At 46.4% G+C, this 18928-nt stretch carries 20 protein-coding genes; all 20 read right to left on the bottom strand.

Annotated features, from left to right (window positions below; genetic code table 11):
- Positions 1-241: 241 nt before the first annotated feature.
- The 20 genes from proS to LCF57_RS02770 all read right to left on the bottom strand — a co-directional run bounded on the left by proS (position 242) and on the right by LCF57_RS02770 (position 18914).
- Positions 242-1690, bottom strand: coding sequence for a proline--tRNA ligase (gene proS, locus LCF57_RS02865; protein ID WP_225999354.1), 1449 nt, complete (start codon positions 1688-1690; stop codon positions 242-244).
- Between the two features lie 51 nt (positions 1691-1741).
- Positions 1742-3013 carry an RIP metalloprotease RseP gene (rseP, locus tag LCF57_RS02860; RefSeq protein ID WP_225999556.1) on the bottom strand — a complete coding sequence of 424 codons (1272 nt, stop codon included), beginning with the start codon at positions 3011-3013 and terminating at the stop codon, positions 1742-1744.
- Positions 3014-3122: 109 nt separating this feature from the next.
- The gene (locus tag LCF57_RS02855; RefSeq protein ID WP_225999353.1) at positions 3123-4262 is read right to left on the bottom strand and encodes a 1-deoxy-D-xylulose-5-phosphate reductoisomerase; all 1140 of its coding nucleotides are present in this window, start codon (positions 4260-4262) and stop codon (positions 3123-3125) included.
- Positions 4263-4414: 152 nt separating this feature from the next.
- The gene (locus LCF57_RS02850; protein ID WP_225999352.1) at positions 4415-5206 is read right to left on the bottom strand and encodes a phosphatidate cytidylyltransferase; all 792 of its coding nucleotides are present in this window, start codon (positions 5204-5206) and stop codon (positions 4415-4417) included.
- 17 nt (positions 5207-5223) lie between these two features.
- Positions 5224-5991 (bottom strand): isoprenyl transferase, encoded by a 768-nt coding sequence (locus LCF57_RS02845; RefSeq protein WP_225999351.1) that lies wholly within the window; start codon positions 5989-5991, stop codon positions 5224-5226.
- A gap of 84 nt (positions 5992-6075) precedes the next feature.
- A complete protein-coding gene (gene frr, locus LCF57_RS02840) occupies positions 6076-6630 on the bottom strand; it encodes a ribosome recycling factor (RefSeq protein WP_025719844.1) in 555 nt (184 codons plus the stop codon).
- On the bottom strand, positions 6630-7358 hold the full coding sequence (gene pyrH / locus LCF57_RS02835; RefSeq protein WP_013309918.1) for a UMP kinase: 729 nt from the start codon (positions 7356-7358) through the stop codon (positions 6630-6632). The genes frr and pyrH overlap by 1 nt, the downstream gene beginning before the upstream one ends.
- 121 nt (positions 7359-7479) lie before the next feature.
- Positions 7480-8130, bottom strand: coding sequence for a translation elongation factor Ts (gene tsf, locus LCF57_RS02830; RefSeq protein ID WP_225999350.1), 651 nt, complete (start codon positions 8128-8130; stop codon positions 7480-7482).
- Positions 8131-8260: 130 nt separating this feature from the next.
- A complete protein-coding gene (gene rpsB / locus LCF57_RS02825) occupies positions 8261-8959 on the bottom strand; it encodes a 30S ribosomal protein S2 (protein ID WP_007430055.1) in 699 nt (232 codons plus the stop codon).
- 253 nt (positions 8960-9212) lie between these two features.
- A complete protein-coding gene (locus LCF57_RS02820) occupies positions 9213-9860 on the bottom strand; it encodes an endolytic transglycosylase MltG (RefSeq protein ID WP_225999349.1) in 648 nt (215 codons plus the stop codon).
- Positions 9857-10489 carry a hypothetical protein gene (locus LCF57_RS02815; protein WP_225999348.1) on the bottom strand — a complete coding sequence of 211 codons (633 nt, stop codon included), beginning with the start codon at positions 10487-10489 and terminating at the stop codon, positions 9857-9859. The genes LCF57_RS02820 and LCF57_RS02815 overlap by 4 nt, the downstream gene beginning before the upstream one ends.
- Positions 10490-10531: 42 nt before the next feature.
- On the bottom strand, positions 10532-10852 hold the full coding sequence (locus tag LCF57_RS02810) for a hypothetical protein (protein WP_225999347.1): 321 nt from the start codon (positions 10850-10852) through the stop codon (positions 10532-10534).
- 79 nt (positions 10853-10931) lie between these two features.
- Positions 10932-12341: a DUF342 domain-containing protein gene (locus LCF57_RS02805; protein WP_225999346.1), complete on the bottom strand. Its 1410-nt coding sequence runs from the start codon at positions 12339-12341 to the stop codon at positions 10932-10934.
- 44 nt (positions 12342-12385) lie between these two features.
- Complete coding sequence (locus LCF57_RS02800; RefSeq protein WP_007430050.1) at positions 12386-13174, bottom strand: FliA/WhiG family RNA polymerase sigma factor; 789 nt, start codon at positions 13172-13174, stop codon at positions 12386-12388.
- Positions 13175-13188: 14 nt separating this feature from the next.
- Positions 13189-13602: a hypothetical protein gene (locus LCF57_RS02795; RefSeq protein WP_225999345.1), complete on the bottom strand. Its 414-nt coding sequence runs from the start codon at positions 13600-13602 to the stop codon at positions 13189-13191.
- Between the two features lie 2 nt (positions 13603-13604).
- The gene (locus LCF57_RS02790; RefSeq protein ID WP_225999344.1) at positions 13605-14102 is read right to left on the bottom strand and encodes a chemotaxis protein CheD; all 498 of its coding nucleotides are present in this window, start codon (positions 14100-14102) and stop codon (positions 13605-13607) included.
- On the bottom strand, positions 14095-14721 hold the full coding sequence (locus LCF57_RS02785; RefSeq protein WP_225999343.1) for a chemotaxis protein CheC: 627 nt from the start codon (positions 14719-14721) through the stop codon (positions 14095-14097). Before LCF57_RS02785 ends, LCF57_RS02790 begins: the two co-directional genes overlap by 8 nt.
- Positions 14722-14724: 3 nt before the next feature.
- On the bottom strand, positions 14725-15186 hold the full coding sequence (locus LCF57_RS02780; protein ID WP_225999342.1) for a chemotaxis protein CheW: 462 nt from the start codon (positions 15184-15186) through the stop codon (positions 14725-14727).
- A gap of 62 nt (positions 15187-15248) precedes the next feature.
- Positions 15249-17342, bottom strand: coding sequence for a chemotaxis protein CheA (locus LCF57_RS02775; RefSeq protein WP_225999341.1), 2094 nt, complete (start codon positions 17340-17342; stop codon positions 15249-15251).
- A 33-nt stretch (positions 17343-17375) separates the two neighbouring features.
- On the bottom strand, positions 17376-18914 hold the full coding sequence (locus tag LCF57_RS02770) for a chemotaxis protein CheB (protein WP_225999555.1): 1539 nt from the start codon (positions 18912-18914) through the stop codon (positions 17376-17378).
- Positions 18915-18928: the final 14 nt, after the last annotated feature.

Here is an 18928-nt window from a genome sequence, read left to right as displayed (position 1 = left end):
TTTTCTATTGATGCTAGCCTAGCTGTCTTCATAATGTACAGCCGTTCTCCTCATGTTCAATTCTACATTCTGAAAACATGAAAAGCTTCTGCGTCAAAAAAATCTCCGACCGCAAAAGCTTTTCGTAGCCCACCTCACCCCTCCATCACGGCAATATAAATCCTACGGGGCATTGCCACGTACAGTTATACTGCTGGCAGAGAAAATGAAGTGAGTATAATGGGTTTGCTTTACTTCTTAATTAGTACGCCCGTGCGAACACTACAGTATGCTTGGCTGGTTTACCACAGCACAGACATGTGGTCTTTTGCTCGGTTGTTTTAAACGGTATATTACGGCTTGTAGCACCTGTCACTTCTTTGACCTTGTCTTCACATTCCTCAGATCCACACCAACCTGCCAAAGTAAAGCCACGTTTTTCTTCCATGAGCGCCTTCATTTCATCCAGCGTATCGACGGAATAGAAGTTTTCTTCCATAAAACTCTTCGCACGATCATACATTTCCTGTTGTACCTGTACGAGCATTGCTTGGACTTCCTCTACCAGGTTGTCCTGCTGTACAACTTTTTTCTCGCCGCTAATACGGGATACGAGTACGCAAACACCGTTTTCCATATCACGAGGTCCGATTTCCAAACGTACCGGTACACCGCGCATTTCATATTCGTTAAATTTCCAGCCTGGACTTACATCGCTGCGGTCGTCCATTTTCACACGTACACCTGCTTGCTTCAACTCAGCGAACAGTTCATCTGCACGCGCGATAACTGCATCACGCTTCTTAGGTGGTCCGATTGGAACCATAACGACTTGCGTAGGTGCAACTTTAGGAGGCAAAGCCAGACCGCGGTCGTCTCCATGGACCATAATCAGTGCACCAATCAAACGTGTACTTGTTCCCCATGAAGTTGTATGTGCGAATTCCAGATTGTTTTCACGGCTTAAATATTTAATGTCAAATGCAACCGCGAAATTAGTCCCCATATAATGCGAAGTCCCAGCCTGTACTGCACGCCCATCCTTCATCATCGCTTCCAGCGAGAAGGTATCCTTCGCACCTGCAAATTTTTCGGATGGTGTTTTTTGTCCAGTAATAACTGGAATAGCCAGAACTTCTTCGATAACCTCACGGTACACTTCCAGCATTTTCATCGTTTCTTCACGTGCTTCTTCCTCTGTTTCATGAGCCGTGTGGCCTTCTTGCCACAAAAATTCACTTGTACGCAAGAAAGGCAGTGTCCGTTTTTCCCAGCGTACTACGTTAGCCCATTGGTTAATCAGCACAGGCAGATCTCGATAGGATTGAATCCATTTGGAGTACATATGTCCAATCATCGTTTCTGAAGTCGGACGGATTGCAAGACGCTCTTCCAGCTTTTCCCCACCAGCCTCGGTTACCCAAGGAAGCTCAGGATTAAATCCTTCCACATGCTCTTTTTCCTTTTGGAAAAAGCTTTCGGGGATGAACATTGGAAAATAGGCATTTCGATGCCCCGTCTCTCTGAAACGAACATCCATGGCTTCCTTGATATGCTCCCAAATTTCAAAACCATCTGGGCGGAATACAATACACCCGCGAACCGGGGAATAATCCATCAGTTCTGCTTTTTTAATAACGTCAATATACCATCGGGAAAAATCTTCGCTCTGTGGCGTAATTTCCTCGACAAACTGTTTATCGTTCGACATAGAAATGCATGTCCTCCCATACAGACCGTTTTTATATAAGTCCGCCTCTAATTAACCATTAATTAAGCGTAAAATATCGTTGTACGTGACCGCGATCATAAGCAGGAATAGCATAGCAAAACCAACAAAATGGACCATTCCCTCTCTACCCGGATCAATGGGACGTCCTCTTACCGCTTCCACACCGAGGAACACAAGTCTGCTACCATCCAGTGCTGGTATCGGCAACAAATTAAATATCCCCAAATAGAGACTCATGATAGCAGTCCAATACGTTAACTGCTCAATGCCCTGCTTGGCAATTTTTCCCGTCACTTCAAAAGTACGGACTGGACCGCCCAGATCATTAATAGAAAAGCGTTGAATGAGCTGGCTAAATCCTTGGAAAATAATATCGGTCGTTCTTACCATGGATTGTCCGGCAAATTTAAACGTCTCTCCAACACCTGCCTGACGCTTTGGAAGTTCAGGCACGATACCTACTTTGCCGCCCTTTTGCCCCTCCATTGCACGAGGTGTTATAGTGAGATCGAATGTTTGATTATCCCGGCGAACCTTCCACTTCATCGGCTTGTCTTGAGAATCAGCAATCAGCTTGATCAAATTTTCAACATTCGCACCAATTGCAGTACCATTAACCGATTCAATGATATCTCCCTTATGCAAATCAGCCTCAGCAGCAGGCATCCCCGCTGTAATTTCACTAATTTGAACATAAGTAGGGTTTTCCACTTGTATCCCGACCATTTGGATATGCAGACCAAACAGAATAAAAGCAAGAATAAAATTCATCAGTGGCCCAGCAAAAATAGCCATCGCACGCTGTCCCACCGTTTTGCTGCCATACTGCCGATCCTTCGGAGCAATTTGAATGGATTGTCCTTTGGTTACCATCATCGCTTGCGGGTGTACAGTGTATTGCTGATCTTCGCCATCCACATCCAATTTTACAGTCAGCGCCTGCTCCAGATCAATATCCAACACTTCGCCGCGCACCACATTTTTACGGTTATCCAATTGATCCAGATAAATGGTTTTAACGACACCGTCCGTTACGCGTACAGCAATCGTTTGTCCGGCTTCAATTTCATTGACCTCCGGATCTTCTCCTGCCATGCGGGCAAAACCACCGAAAGGCAACAAACGTAGCGTAAATCGCGTCTCGTTTCTTTTATAAGAAAACAGTTTCGGACCGAAACCGATCGCAAACTCCCGTACCAGAATCCCGGCGCGTTTGGCAAAATAATAATGCCCCCATTCATGCACCGTCACTATGACGAAAAACATGAGCACCGTCATCAACACTATTTGAATCGTCTCCAATCGTTTCCGTTCCCCTTTCAATGAGATCGAGTTTGTCTTCCTAGATTATCATTATTCTCCAATCCTGTACAAGAGAATCACATTTCGCTTCTCCAACCCCAAGTCAGTCTTATAGCCCGGCAGCTAGGCTGCGAGTCTCACGATCACAGGCTTCAATCACAGACAGGTCAGGGTTAGCCACATTGACATGTCGCTCCAGCACACGTTCAATAATAGCCTCAATATGCAGAAAAGAAATTTCTCCACGCAGAAAACGGGCAACAGCAATCTCATTAGCTGCATTAAATGCGGTTGGTGCTGTACCACCCATTTTACCACATTCGAAGGCAAGCCTTAAACAAGGAAAACGATTAAAGTCCATTTCCTTAAAATGGAGCTTACCCACCTCCGCCAGTGACAGCGGCTTCGCCGGGGATTTCATCCGCTCAGGGTAAGTCAAAGCATACTGAATGGGCACTCTCATGTCCGGATTCCCCAGTTGGGCAACAATGCTCGTATCCTGAAACTCCACATAGGAATGAATGATGCTTTCCGGATGAAGCAACACGTGAATTTGCTCATAATCAAGCCCAAACAGCCAGTGAGCCTCTATGACCTCCAGCCCTTTGTTTACCATCGTTGCTGAATCAATCGTAATTTTAGCGCCCATCGACCAATTGGGATGCTTGAGTGCGTCTTCCACCGTAACTGCACGAAGCTGTTCTCTTGTCAAATCTCTGAAAGAACCACCCGATGCCGTGAGGGTGATATGTGCCACATCTTTCATGCGCTCACCATTCAAGCATTGGAAAATAGCTGAATGCTCACTGTCAATCGGCAGCAACGGCACTCCTTTCGCCCGAGCTCGCTCTGTGACCAGATGACCGGCAGTAACCAGTGTTTCCTTATTAGCCAATCCGATCTGTTTTCCAGCCTCAATCGCGGCCAGCGTGGAGTGCAATCCGACACTGCCCATTACAGCCGTCACAACCATATCTGCCTCTGTGTTTGCAGCCAGCTCAACGAGTCCTTCATTTCCCCAATGCAATTCCACGCCGGGTGGCAGTAAAGGACGAATTTCCTCCGCCAGTTGCTTGGTGCCGACTGATACTTTTTTAGGTTGATAGAGATGCGCCTGTTCAGCAAGCAGCTTTATATTAGAACCACCCGCCAAAGCCTCAACAACAAACTGATCCGGGTGCATGGATACCACATCCAGCGTTTGTGTTCCAATAGATCCAGTTGAACCGAGTACCGTAATTTTTTTCATGATGCACCTTCCTATCCAGAAAATCCCTTTTATCCAGGAGCTCATTGTTTGTTATTCAGGGCAGCTATGCTATGGTTTCATGCTTCGAATGACGCGGTGTGAGCAGCATAGAGATTAATCCTGAGCATAAACTAATAATCACCAGGTAAATTTCATGGAAGCAGCATCAGCATATGTACAAATGGAAAAACGACAATCCAGCTGTCGCAGCGGTCTAATATCCCGCCGTGTCCTGGCAGCAGATTACCGGAATCTTTAATGCCGTACACTCGTTTATACGCAGATTGTACCAAATCACCCAGTTGCCCCACAACCGCACAAGCCAAGCCAATTCCGAAAGCTTTGGACCACGGCAGCAATCCTCCTGACAATCCGGCGAATAGCAGAGCTATAACCAGTGCTAAAACAATCCCGCCGATGGATCCTTCGACCGTTTTGTTCGGACTAATCGCAGGCCATAGCTTCGTCTTTCCTGCCATTTTACCTACAAAATAGGCCCCTGCATCACTTGCCCATATACAAGCCAGCAATAAAAAAGTCCATAACAGCCCATGTTCCATATGACGTGATTCCGCAATATACGAAAACCCAAAACCTATATAAACGGTACCAAGGAATAGCATAGCTACCGTTTGAATAGGGATTTTGTTTTTTGTTCCTACTGTAATGATCATGAAGGCTATCATTAGCAGCCAAAGCATGCTGGCAAAGGGTAGTGGTGAATGTACACCCAAAGGTTGATAAGGGAATACAAAAGCCATTATGCTCACGTACCCAAGTAGTGCCGTACCCCCAAAAGGAGATACCTGCGTCATTCGTGCGAACTCATAAAATCCGATAAGGGCCATTGCCAAAATAAGCAAATGGTAGGCCAAGCCGCCCCACAGGACCATCGCCAAAAAGAATACGCCTGCCAGAATACCGGTAATTAATCTCTGTCTCAACGGCTTTCATCCTCCATTTACTTCAGTCCGCCATACCGTCTTGATCTTTGCTGATATTCGATCACTGCTTCGTATAAGTGTTCTTTTTTAAATTCAGGCCAATAAATATCAGTAAACCATAACTCACTATAAGCAAGTTGCCAGAGCATAAAATTACTGAGTCTAAGCTCACCACTTGTGCGAATCAGTAAATCAGGGTCTGGCATATCACTGGAAAGCAAAGTGTTGCCGATCATATCGGGCGTTATATCTTCTGATTTGAGCTTCCCGCTCTCAATTTGACGTCCCAGCGTTTGCATGCATTCCGTGATTTCCAGCCGACTTCCATAATTTAATGCAAAATTAAGAACAAGTCCGGTATTATTTTCGGTTCGTCGAATCGCTTCAGTCAGCGCATCAACGGTATGAGAAGGTAGATGTTCCTTGTTTCCCATCATACGTACCTGCACATTTTTTTCAATGAGCTCATCCAGCTCAATAGCCAGAAATTCCTGTGGCAGCCGCATTAGAAAATCAACTTCGTCCTTTGGACGCGTCCAATTTTCAGTCGAAAAAGCAAACATAGTCAAATACTTAATGCCCAGTTCGTCCGCCGCAATTGCTGTGCGCTTCACTGCCTTCATTCCATTTTGATGCCCTACAATCCGCGGCATTCCAATCCGTTTGGCCCATCTGCCGTTTCCATCCATGATGACAGCAACATGCTGCGGAATATTGTCTTTTGAAATGGCCGGTGTTTGCTGATTTTGTTCCCTGTTCCACCAAGACCGAACCCGTTTGATCATTCCAGTTCCTCCAGCATTCTCTGAAAATGTGCCTCAGGCTTGAAAAGAGACAAACCCCACCGTAAGGGAGGGGCTGCCATTCTTTTAGACTTCCATAATTTCTTTTTCTTTTGCAGCTAAAACTCTATCCACTTCAGCGATATATTTATCGGTCGTTTTCTGGATATCTTCCTGATGTTTACGAGATTCGTCCTCGGAAATATCACTTTTCTCCATTTTTTTGATATCATCATTTGCATCGCGGCGGATGTTACGAATAGCGATCTTCGCTTCTTCACCGTTCTTTTTCGTCATCTTCACCAGTTCAGTTCTGCGCTCCTCTGTCAAAGCAGGAATGCTCAGACGGATGGTATTTCCATCATTCGAAGGCGTCAAACCCAGATCGGATTTTTGGATAGCACGCTCGATGTCTGCCAAGGAGGATTTGTCCCAAGGCTGAATCATCAAGGTCCGACTGTCAGGTGTGTTTACGTTCGCCAGTTGGTTGACTGGAGTCATTGCGCCGTAATACTCAACCTGCACACGGTCCAGTAAAGCTGGTGTCGCTCGCCCTGCACGCAAAGATGAAAGATCACGTTGCAATGCCTGAATTGCTTTTTGCATGCGCTCTTCTGCGCTTTTTTTCACGGATTGTGGCATTAATTTACACTCCCTTTGACGATCGTACCGATTTTCTCACCCAGCACGACACGTTTAATGTTACCTTGCTCTGTAATAGCAAAGACAATCAACGGAATATTGTTATCCATGCACAGCGAGGAAGCTGTAGAATCCATGACACCGAGGTTTTTATTGAGTACATCCAAATACGTGAGCTGCTCATATTTCTCGGCTGTGCTATCTTTAAACGGATCGGCTGAATATACACCATCCACTTTATTTTTAGCCATCAGAATCACTTCGGCTTCAATTTCAGCAGCTCGCAAAGCAGCTGTAGTGTCAGTCGAGAAGAACGGATTCCCTGTACCTGCCGCAAAGATAACGACCCGGCCTTTTTCCAGATGGCGGATAGCTCTACGACGGATATAAGGCTCTGCAATTTGTTGCATCGCGATGGATGTCTGCACACGTGTAGGTACTTCAATTTGCTCCAAAGCATCCTGCAAAGCGAGTGAGTTCATCACCGTTGCCAGCATACCCATGTAATCCGCCGTTGCCCGATCAATCCCGTTGGCGCTACCAGCGATACCACGCCAGATATTGCCGCCTCCACATACGATAGCAACTTCCACACCCAGTTCCACAACGTCTTTGACTTGCTCGGCAATCGATGCAATCGTGTCCGCATCAATGCCATAACCGTTTGGTCCCGACAGCGACTCTCCACTAACTTTCAGGACTACACGCTTAAACACAGGTTTTTCCAAATGATCACCCTCCAATATCATTTATATTTTATGTAACAGGATAAGTGTCCTGTTGCAAGAAAAGGAACACCGATGTGTTCCATTTCCGTTTTCCCCATATTCAATTACCGTTCACTGGTAATTATTGTTTTACTTGAGACATAACTTCTTCGTAGAAGTTGTCTTCTTTTTTCTCCAGACCTTCACCCAGCTCAAAACGAACAAAGCGACGCAAGGAGATGTTTTCACCAATCGTACTGATTTTCTCGTTGATAAGTGTGGAGATTGTTTTGTCTGGATCTTTGATGAAAGATTGCTCTAGCAAGCAGAATTCTTCGTAGAATTTACCGATGCGGCCTTCAACCATTTTTTCAACGATTTTTTCTGGCTTACCTTCGTTCAAAGCTTGTGCTTTCAGGATTTCTTTTTCTTTTTCAATCTCTTCCTGTGGCACTTCTTCACGACGAACATAACGAGGGTTCGATGCAGCGATATGCATTGCGATGTCGCGCACAAAATCTTTGAACTGGTCTGTTTTAGCTACGAAGTCTGTTTCGCAGTTTACTTCTACCAGTACGCCGATACGGCCGCCTGCATGGATGTAGGACTCGACAACGCCTTCAGTAGCAATACGACCTGCTTTGTTGGCTGCAGCTGCAAGTCCTTTTTCGCGCAGAACTTCAACCGCTTTTGTCAAATCACCATTCGCTTCTTCAAGCGCTTTTTTACAATCCAGCATTCCTGCGCCTGTTTTTTCACGAAGCTCTTTTACTGCGCTAGCATTAACTGCCATATTATTTCCCTCCAAATTTGGTTTTCAGTGGTATACACAATTTATTCCTTAAAAAAAGGGTAGTGAGAGGTTATCCACCTGCCAACCACCCTTTTCATTTAATTCATATAGGTATTTCCTAAAGGAAATATTACGCTGTAGTTTCTTCGCCTTGGTTTGCTTCCATAACTGCATCAGCCATTTTACCAGTCAGCAATTTAACAGCGCGAATCGCGTCGTCGTTACCTGGGATAACATAGTCGATTTCGTCTGGATCACAGTTAGTATCAACGATACCTACAATTGGGATACCCAATTTACGAGCTTCAGCAACCGCGATACGTTCTTTGCGTGGATCAATGATGAACAGGGCGCTTGGAAGACCCTTCATGTTCTTGATACCGCCCAAGAATTTTTCAAGACGATCTTTTTCTTTGCGAAGAATGATAACTTCTTTTTTAGGAAGAACTGCGAATGTGCCGTCCTCTTCCCAAGATTCAAGCTGTTTCAAACGATCAATACGTTTTTGAATGGTTTGAAAGTTAGTCAGCGTTCCACCCAACCAACGTTGGTTAATGTAGAATTGACCAGCGCGTTCTGCTTCTTCTTTAACAGAATCTTGCGCTTGTTTCTTTGTGCCTACGAACAGGATTGTACCATTCTCAGCTGCAATGCTTTTTACGAAGTTGTAAGCTTCCTCAACCTTTTTCACTGTCTTTTGCAAGTCAATGATGTAAATACCGTTTCTTTCAGTGAAGATATAACGATCCATTTTCGGGTTCCAGCGACGTGTTTGGTGACCAAAGTGAACCCCAGCTTCCAAAAGCTGTTTCATGGAGATTACTGCCATCTTCACACACCTCCTAAGTTTGGTTTTTTGTGTGTCCTCCGCCGACATCATTTTTCATAAAGACTTTCTGTTGAAAGCACCCTTTACGAAATTAACCGACGTGCGTTTTTAACACCGTCAATTAATATACCATAACACTTGCATCGTTGCAACTAACTTTTCGACAATAGTTGAATCCATACAAAAGTGACCCGTTCACTTCAATCTGTCGAGCTTTTTAGCAAAAAATAAAGCCGTCCACTTCCCGTACTGGTCAGTTGGACGGCTTCTTCGTAATTTTAGTAATAATAGAACCGAAATCCTCACCTTTGACAAACTGGTAGGTACCGGTACGAATTTTGGTATTGATTTTTTGAGCCTTAGCCGCAGTCTCAAATGCACTAGCATCCGAAACAACGCCCGCCTTTTCCAGTCCAGATGCCACACTTCTCAAATTACTCCCCGATGCAATGCTGTATTGCACTTGCGGAGTAGCAGGTTGCTTAGGGGTATCTGGAGTAGTTGCAGCACCAGATTCTTTCGTTTGCGGCTGTTCCGGATTTTTCGTTATAGTCTTGCTGGCCGCAGGCTTTGAAGCAGCCGAAGGTGTGCTGTTTGCAGGTGCCTTTGGAGTTGCTGGCGTTTGGGCTGGTTTTGCCTTTTGGGGTGCAGTCGGTGTTTTGCTGCCTTCCTTGATCACCTTATTTCGCCATTCATCTTCCGTCATCTTCGGATCAGAACTGTCACTGATCTGAAGATTTAATCCGGCTGCCGCTTTCTCCAATTGCTCACGGGTCATGTTTTTCAGATCTATGGAGGATTGCTGCGATTGTCCCTGACCGATTATCGCCAGTTGCAGCAGCAGTGCGCCTGTTACAAGTCCGGTACCCATACCCAGCATAAATGAACGATTTTTGATCACTTCAGATCCTCCCGTTCTGCTAGTTGCAATATGAGCTGTACCTCGCCCCGCTGGATACCTGATTGCTTAGCTATGTAATCCACCGATTTCCCCTGCTCATAGAGCGCAAACAGCTCTTGATAACGATCACGGATGGATTCTGGCTCCTGTTCAGTTTCAGGCTCTTGCAACGCCGTCTGGTCATGACCAGCTACAAGGGGAGCGTTTGAAACAGGAGGCTCTTCTTGTATGGACATAGAAGATTGCGGTCTGTGGAACTGACCATAAGCGACCGCTGCCTGTTGAGAAATACCTGTATAGCGTATTTCCTCAGATGTAGACTCCACTTGAGCAGAGGCCGCAGCAAGCACAGCCTGTCGCTCAAGCTCGACGATACGGTTCCGCAGCTCAGCCACCTGCTCCTGTAATGCCGCCTGCTTAACTGCGTGTTCCTGCTTCATACCAGATACGAGTTCAATCAGCTCGTCATTATCGCTTTCAATATCAGCCATATATTGCTCCAGTGTGGCCTCGACCTTTTGGACGACGGCCTCTTCTGTTCCCCGATCCGGCTGACGCTTAGGCAGCAGCCAGGCGTAGACAACAGCTGCAACGCCCAGCAGAACAATATAAATCCATGGTTGGTCCACTGCCCATCGTCTCCTTTAATTATGCTTCTCCACCTGTTGTAATCAGAGCGAAAAATCAATATGGTGTCCCTTGTACGGATGCTCTGCCGGATGCTCTTTAGGCAGCTCGTTCTCACCAGATCCTGAACGGCTCTGCTGTGAAGATTCCCTGCCCTGGGCTCCTGTTTGCCGTTCATCAACAAATGTTTCCGCAGATTCATCTACCGCACTGCTTCGCTGCCGCATGTTCTCCGTCTCCAGCGCGGTCTTTTGTCCTAGCAGTGCCTGGTCATTCATCGGCCGCTGTTGGGATTCACTTTGGTATTTACCTGCTTCACTGGTACGAGGTACGGCAATTTGTAATTCAACAGCTTTCAAGCTCATTGGACCACGCCCTTTCCGATTGAGCATCCGTGTATGTTTTCCGAGGAATACAATGTTGAGTTAGAATCTATATACCAAATTATACGTAAGAGGACATACTGATGTCTCCCTCATGATAATAAAACGCTATTCTTTCCACTGAATCTTTAATAAATTTCGTATATCTGCCGATAACTATTTTAGAGCCGCCGTAAATTACATTTTTTACTTCTACCCGTGCACGGCTCGTATCTTCCAATGTTCGTTCAATTTCCAGCATTCTGGACTTGGTTTCCAAAAGCTCATGCTCATTAGATTTTTTAGTAGATGTCAGCTTAATCCGCATGGCCATTCTTTCAGGTGCAAGCTGTCCAGTAGCAGCTAGCTGATCCAATATGGTGAGGGCCTTATTGGTTTTATCCTGGCTGTCCGTCTGTTGCTTCAAACGTGCGCGCAGCTCTGTCAGCTCATCACGCAGTTCTGGAAGCACGCCCACTTCTATAATGGTAGCTGTGGACATCGTGTTACCGATGGTACGCGCCACTACCTTTTCACCAGCTTGTACATTGCCACCTACAATGAGCCCTTTTGTCCCCTCGCAGATTACATTTTTGCTCGCTTTAATCTGGGAATGCATAATGCTCTGGGATACGAGAATATCGCCTCCCGCAATGACGTTACCATCTTGTATAAAGGAGCATTTCACATTTTGTACTGCTTTGACAAAACCCTTATGATATCCAATAATACCGCCACTGATTTCCACTGAACCTTCCGCTTCCAGTTCAGCTCCTTCCACACCACCGATGACACGGATGTCTCCAGCAGCCCGAACACGAAAACCTGTCAAAACATTCCCACGAATGACGACGGTTCCAACAAAATCAATGTTACCAACACTATAATCTACGTCCCCGTTCACTTCATATACAGGGAATACATTAAGTTTACCCTTTTCAGTTGTTGTTACCAATCCATCAATGGCCGCATACATCGCAACGCCTTCTGGATGAACCACTACATTTTTTCCAATCTTAAAGCGAGCCTCTCTACCCGGAAGAAAAGGAATTTCCTCCCCAGTTACAGCAATACCCGGTACACCCGGCAGAGGATCAACCCGTTCGGCAATCAGTTGTCCACGCTTTACATTTCTTAAACGAGTTAATTCTTTATAGTCCACCCGTCCATCAATGGTTTCAAGCGGCTTATGTGCATATTCTCCGGTCACGATCTCGGCCAGATTAATTTTTCCGTCTTTGCCATGGATCGGCTGCTTTCCCTGAGCGATTAATACTTTGGTAAAGAAATGATCTTCCGGACGTGCCACAAATGCATGAATCGCATCCGTAATTAAACCATAGAATATTTTTTGGCTGCTCAGAAAACGCTCTAGTTCCTCCACAGAGCAGTTAAAGCCTTCTTCACGTTTGGCAAACTCCAAATAGGCGGTTTGTTTGTCAGGTGAGACAACCACTTTTAAAAACTGGTCCAAAGCATATTGCTTCTCCACAGGGGTGCTCCTTCCGTCTAACTGTTACTGTAACCTCCCGTACGTTAATCTTTACGCATTAGCAAATCCCGTTGTTTGTCCAATGTCGCTCTCAGGCGCAATATTGCCTTGGAATGCAACTGTGAAATTCTTGATGGAGAGAGCGACATGACCTCAGCAATTTCACTGAGTGACAAGTCCTCGTAATACAATAAAGAAACAACGATACGCTCTTTTTCAGTCAATTTGTCAATGCCTTGTGCAAGGGCATCACGAAGTGTAAATTCATTGACTTTATGATCCGGATTTTTCGCCTTTTCGTCCACCAAAAGAGAAAGCCGTGTTTCCGACTCTTCCTCGCGGATTGGGTCCTCCAGTGAAACGATCGACATAACGGCGACTTCCTGGATCATATTTTGAAACTCTTTTTCGGAAACGTCCAAATAATGGCTCATCTCTTCATCGCTTACCGTACGCAAATACCTCTGTTCCAAATGCTGGTAGGCATCTTCAATTTTCTTCGCTTTTTCCCTAACCGAACGGGGAACCCAATCCCCTTGACGAAGACCATCCAAAATTGCTCCGCGAACACGCCAAGAAGCATAAGTCTCAAACTGTAAACCACGCCCATAATCAAATTTCTCCAAAGCATCAATCAAACCCATGACACCGTTACTCGCCAAGTCGTCTTTGGATACATTTTTAGGTAAGCCTACTGCAAGCCGACCCGACACATACTCCACAATATGAAGATACTTTTCAATTAACTGCTTTTTTGCTTCCTTGTCACCGTGTTCTTTCCATTGCTCCCACAGCTCGGAATGGTTTAAATGAGCGGCTTTTCGCTCGTTCATCGGCTTCACCCTCCTTATTTGTCTGTCAGGTGACGAACGGCCTTGGCCAATTCTTCAGGGTTCTTGTTGGTAACCAGCTTAGGCGGGTTTAAAGGTGCGAAACCATTTTCTTCCCCGTCCGTCTGCTCTGGTTTTGGTTTCAGCAATTCATTCAGATTTTCATTTTCGTCTGGTGTCGTCAGGTCCAGATTCTCACCTACGCCATCTACCTGAGAGCTTGCCCGGCTTTGGGCATTCCCCAGATCTGGCCGCGCTACAACACCAAGTGTCCAGCGCAGCACAAATGCAAGCAGGAACCAAAAAACGAAGGCGATCAAGCCACGAATTAAGCTCGTGGTCAGCAGATTGCTGCCAACGGACAACACAAAAGTCAGAAAAAATCCGACTACTCCAGACCAAAGATTAATGCGTAAGCTGCCAAATAACATGATTATAATTCCTTTACACCTTTTTGTACGCTTCGAATATTCAAAACGCCGGTTTCACAGTCCAACTCAATCGTTCGTCCATAATTACCGCCAGTATCCTCCGCAATCAAAGGGATACCGAGATTTACGAGCATTTCCTTACATGATTCTACATTGCGCGGACCAATCCGCATGGTATCTCCACTACCAGCAAAGGCAAACATCTGGGCTCCCCCTGCCATTTTGGCGATCAATCTGCGGCGTTCGGCTCCCAATTTCAACATCCGCTCAAATAGCTCTGGCAGTGCTGTATCCGCGTATTTAGCAATGTTTAATTGCCCTTCACGTGCAATATCCGAGGACGGTAGCATCACGTGTGCCATGCCTGCCAGTTTCAAATGAGGATCGTAGAGGGTCAATCCGACGCAGGAGCCAAGTCCTGTCGTGCGAATCGAATTCGGGTTGCTGGTTACATTTAAGTCTGCCATGCCGACCTTAATGATGCTTTTATCCTCAATCATCGTTCATCGGGACTCCTAACGACCTAAATATTTTCCCGAACGATTCTGGATCAGGAATCAGGAAAAATTGACCCTCAATCTGATTCTGACCTTCCAGAAACGATGTGTCAATCAATAAAGCCGCATCCCCCATCTGCCCAAATTGGAGCAGTCCGTAGCTAAGAATTGCTCCGGCCATATCCAAAGCCAGCGCAGGAACTGTCGGATACATAGCCAAACGTGTGAAATCCGCCAGCGAGGACAGGTATGAACCTGCTAAAATATTTCCGATTTCGGACAGGGCTGAATGCTCCATTTCGTTAAAGCTGTCTTCGTCATCTGAAGGAATATTCGCCAAACGGGAAAGCAGGCTTTTGGCCGCCTGAGGCTGCAATATAAAAAATAGATTGCCGGGAGCTTCCCCTTCGACCCTAAAAAACACTGCAACAACAAGTTGCTCATCGCCACCGACTTTTTCAGCAATTTCCTCAAAGGGCAGCATTTGTACTTTGGGCACACCCATATCGATCGGTTTATTGAGAAGCCGGGAGAGCGCTGTAGCAGCATTCCCCGAGCCAATATTGCCAACTTCTTTCAAAACATCCAACTTGAAGTCTTCAAGATTACCAAGATTTTCCATAGATTAATCCTCTAAGCCTTCCAGTTGGTTCATTTCACTTCGATTCAGGACTTCGGACAAGTTCAGCATGATCAACAGGCGCTCTTCACCGATTTTAGCAACTCCGCGAAGGTATTTAGCCTTGACTCCGCCAACCACTTCCGGTGGTGTCTCGATGTTATCGGTGTTCAGGTCAATAACGTCATTCGCCGAATCGACGATAAAGCCGACTTGCATCTCACCTACTGCAACGATAATGATTCGGGTTTGATCCGTATATTCAGCTTCAGCCAATCCAAAACGGCCGCGAAGATCAATAACCGGGATGACTACGCCTCTCATGTTGAATACGCCTTTAACAAAATCGTATGTTCTCGGAACCCGGGTAATTGGCACCATGCGTTCAATAGATTGGACTTTTTCTACTTCAACACCGTATTCCTCTTCACCAAGCTTAAATACGATAACTTTAATTTCTTCTCCCATGTCTAAAAACCCTCCTTATTGATGTCAGCAATCTCACATTTCTTTCATTTTTAATGAAGACATTATTTAATGAAAACATTCGGGTCAATGATCAAAGCAACCTGACCGTCACCCAGAATCGTGGCGCCTGAAATTCCCTGAATGTTCGGAAGGTACTTGCCCAAATTTTTAAGGACAATTTCACTTTGTCCCAAAAAGTCCTGCACGGAAAGTGCTGCCAGACGGTCTCCCTTGCGGATGACCACGACCTCGGTCTCATCTTCTTCATCTTCATTGAAGTCCGGCACCTCAAACAGCTGACTCAAGGAGATAAGCGGGATATGGGAATCGCGGAAAGCGATCATTTTATTGCCATGTACCGAACGAATTTGTGTCCGTTTGACGATCGCGGTCTCCACAATGGAGGACAAAGGAATTGCATATTTTTCAGAGCCGATCTGTATCATCATTGCTGCAATAATGGACAGGGTCAGTGGCAATTGTACAGAGAAATTGGTGCCTTTGCCCAAGGTAGAGTGAACGGTAACATTGCCACCCAAAGCGGTAATTTTGGATTTTACAACATCCAGACCAACACCGCGTCCTGATACGTCTGAAATAACCGCCGCCGTACTAAAGCCTGGAGCAAACAGCACCTGATAGGCTTCCTCATCGGTCATGACGGCTGCCTGTTCTTCTGTCAAAATCCCTTTGGAAATAGCACTTTTCAGTACCTTCTCGCGATTAATGCCATTCCCGTCATCTTCGATCTCGATAAATACGTTGTTCCCGCTATGGAAGGCACGCAATTGCACCGTTCCTGTCTCTGGCTTGCCAGCCGCAATACGGTCGGCTACCGACTCAATTCCATGATCCACGGAGTTACGGAGCAAATGCACCAGAGGATCGCCAATTTCGTCGATAACGGTGCGGTCCATTTCAGTCTCTGCACCAGTAATAACCAGATCCAGTTTTTTATCCAGTGATTTGGCCAGATCACGCACCATACGCGGAAAACGGTTGAAAACAGTATCCACCGGGACCATCCGCAATTTAAGCACGACGTTTTGCAAATCACTGCTCACACGGCTCATGTGTTCTACCGTTTCTGTCAGTGCCGGATTGGAGGCCTCACTTGCCAACTGCTCCAACCGCACTCGGTCAATGAGCAGCTCGCTGAATAAATTCATCAGTACGTCCAGACGTTCAATATCTACACGAATGGTACGGTTATGTGTAGGTGCAGCTGCCTTGGCTGCTGGTGCTTTACCCGCCGCTGGCTTAGCGACAGAGGCCGCAGCTGGAGACTGCGGCTGGGATGGAGCGGATTGTTGTACGGCAACAGCCTCCTGCACCGCAGCAGCCTCTGCCAGTCCGGCAGTAACTTCGCTCATTCGTTTAAGAGATTCCTGATCCAGCTGTACTACGGAGACAGTGTCGATTTCGGAAATACCTGCGATTTCCTTTTCCAGCTCCCCGACTTCTTTCTGCGTTATGTAGTATAACGAGAAGCTTTGTTCAAATTTCTCCTGCTCAATATCCTGTACGGACGGATGGGCTTTCACGATTTCACCGGAGTTTTCCAGCGTGTTGAATACCATAAAAGCACGTGCCGCCTTCAGCTGGCTCTCTGAGCTGATTGTCACCTGTATATAGTGAACACGATGTCCCTCGGAAATAGATTGCTCCAGTACAGAATACTGGAATTGATCCAGAACAAGCCTAGCACTTTCGCTATTGTCTACTTTTGTGGATGGAGAAGCCTCAGAAGCAGCACCCGTACCGGACTTTTGGAAATCACCGCTCACAATAGATTGCAGTGAAGCTACAATGGAGGAAACATCCGCTTTTCCATCGCCGCCCTCTGTAATGTTCTGCACCATGGACTCCAGAGCATCCAATCCTTTGAATAAGGTATCGAATATAAATTCATGCATCGCCAGCTTGTTGTTACGTACCAAATCAAGAACGTTTTCCATTTGGTGAGTGAGCGATGCCAGATCTTCAAACCCCATCGTAGCAGCCATTCCTTTGAGGGTATGGGCAGAACGGAAAATCACCTGAACGATGCCTAGATCTGTAGGGTTGCTTTCCAGTTGAAGCATATTTTCGTTAAGAGATTGCAGATGATCATTCGACTCATCAATAAACATGTTTAAATATTGGTTCATGTCCATTGTGAGACACCTCCTCCATGAGTTACACTCCGATTATTTCACAACTTGTACAAGCTTGGGGGCGATCTCCTGCATAGGCAGAAGGTAACGCACACATTTTAACTCCACTGCTGAGCGGGGCATTCCATACACTACACAAGTTTCCTCATTTTCAGCAAATGTGGACTGCACCCCTGCATCATAAAGCTTTTTCATCATTTTGGCTCCGTCGCTTCCCATGCCAGTTAACAACACTAGATGCCGTTCCAGCGAGGTTAACGAGAGCAAAGATTCGAACATCGTATCTACAGAAGGACGGTGGCCATTACGAGATTCTTCCATCTTCAGTGATACGGTGTATTTACCGCCCGCTCCTGACACAACTCTTAACTGATACCCTCCTGGAGCGATGTAGGCGGTACCGGTCTCCAGCGTCATTCCCTGCTCTGCCTCCACTACTCGGAGAGGACTCAACGTATTTAGACGTTGCGCCAGCGAGCGAGTAAAGTTTGGCGGCATATGTTGAACGATGACGATAGGGGCGGGAAAATCCCCAGGAATGCGCTCCAGCAACGTCTTCAACGCCCTCGGGCCGCCTGTAGAGCATCCGACCGCCACCAGCTTGCGAAAGTTGGACGTATGCACACCTTTTTTTAAAGACAGCTCCTTGGGGGCAGACGGAACTGCAGATGGCGTTACCGGAGGTGTAGTCGCCGCAGGAGTGGATGAAGTTACGGTCTTCCGATGCTCCGGCTTAACCAGCCCTGCCTTATCCGTACCCTGCAGTGATTTGGCAGCAGTCGTACCGGAAATATTCAGTTGCCCTTGTTTTCGTCCCGTACCATTGGATGGTTCCTGCTTCGGCTGCGCAGCAGGTGCTTTCACTGGCTTGCTTGGCTGAACCGCTGATGGGTCTTTGCGACCGACTGTCACAGATGGTGCTGACTGTTGCCGTTTCGTTTCCGGCTTGGCATTGTCCTGAACAGGCTTGCCAGCATCTGGCTTTGGCTGTACTGATCGAGCAGGCGGAGAAGCCAGCGGAGTCATAGGTGCCTTGTCAGCCGGTGCTTTACTTTCCACTTGTTTCTCAGTTACAGCCTGTCCTTCTGAAGGTTTTTCCAGTGGCGTTTTTTTCACTTGCTCTAACGCCTCTTTGCGCTCATTCGCTTCCTTACGCTCCAAACGGCTGCGTACTGCTTGCATAGCCGTATGCATCTGCTCCAGCAGCGCCTTGCTTACCTGCCCAATGTCTTGCGCATGAGATATGGATGGCTTTCTTATAAAATCGAAAGCCCCTGCCTCCAGAGCCATGATGGTCTCCTTCATGCCTTGCTCATTAATACCAGACAGCATAATGACAGGCAACGGATGGGCTGCCATAATCAGCGGCAACGCTTCAAGCCCATTCATTTCAGGCATTTCAACATCCAGGGTAACCAGATCCGGCTGCAACTCCTTCACTTTCTCTACAGCCTCTTTGCCGTTGGCGGCTGTACCTACGATGTTGAACGACTCATCCCTTACAATTAAATCTGAAATAATTTTGCGCATAAAGGCTGAATCATCTACAACCAGCACCCGGTAAGCACACATGTTAAACACCTCTG

The sequence above is a fragment of the Paenibacillus sp. BJ-4 genome (assembly GCF_020404765.1).
Taxonomy (GTDB): domain Bacteria; phylum Bacillota; class Bacilli; order Paenibacillales; family Paenibacillaceae; genus Paenibacillus.
The sequence above is the reverse complement of the archived record's forward strand: the minus strand, read 5'-3'. Positions and strand labels throughout refer to the sequence as shown.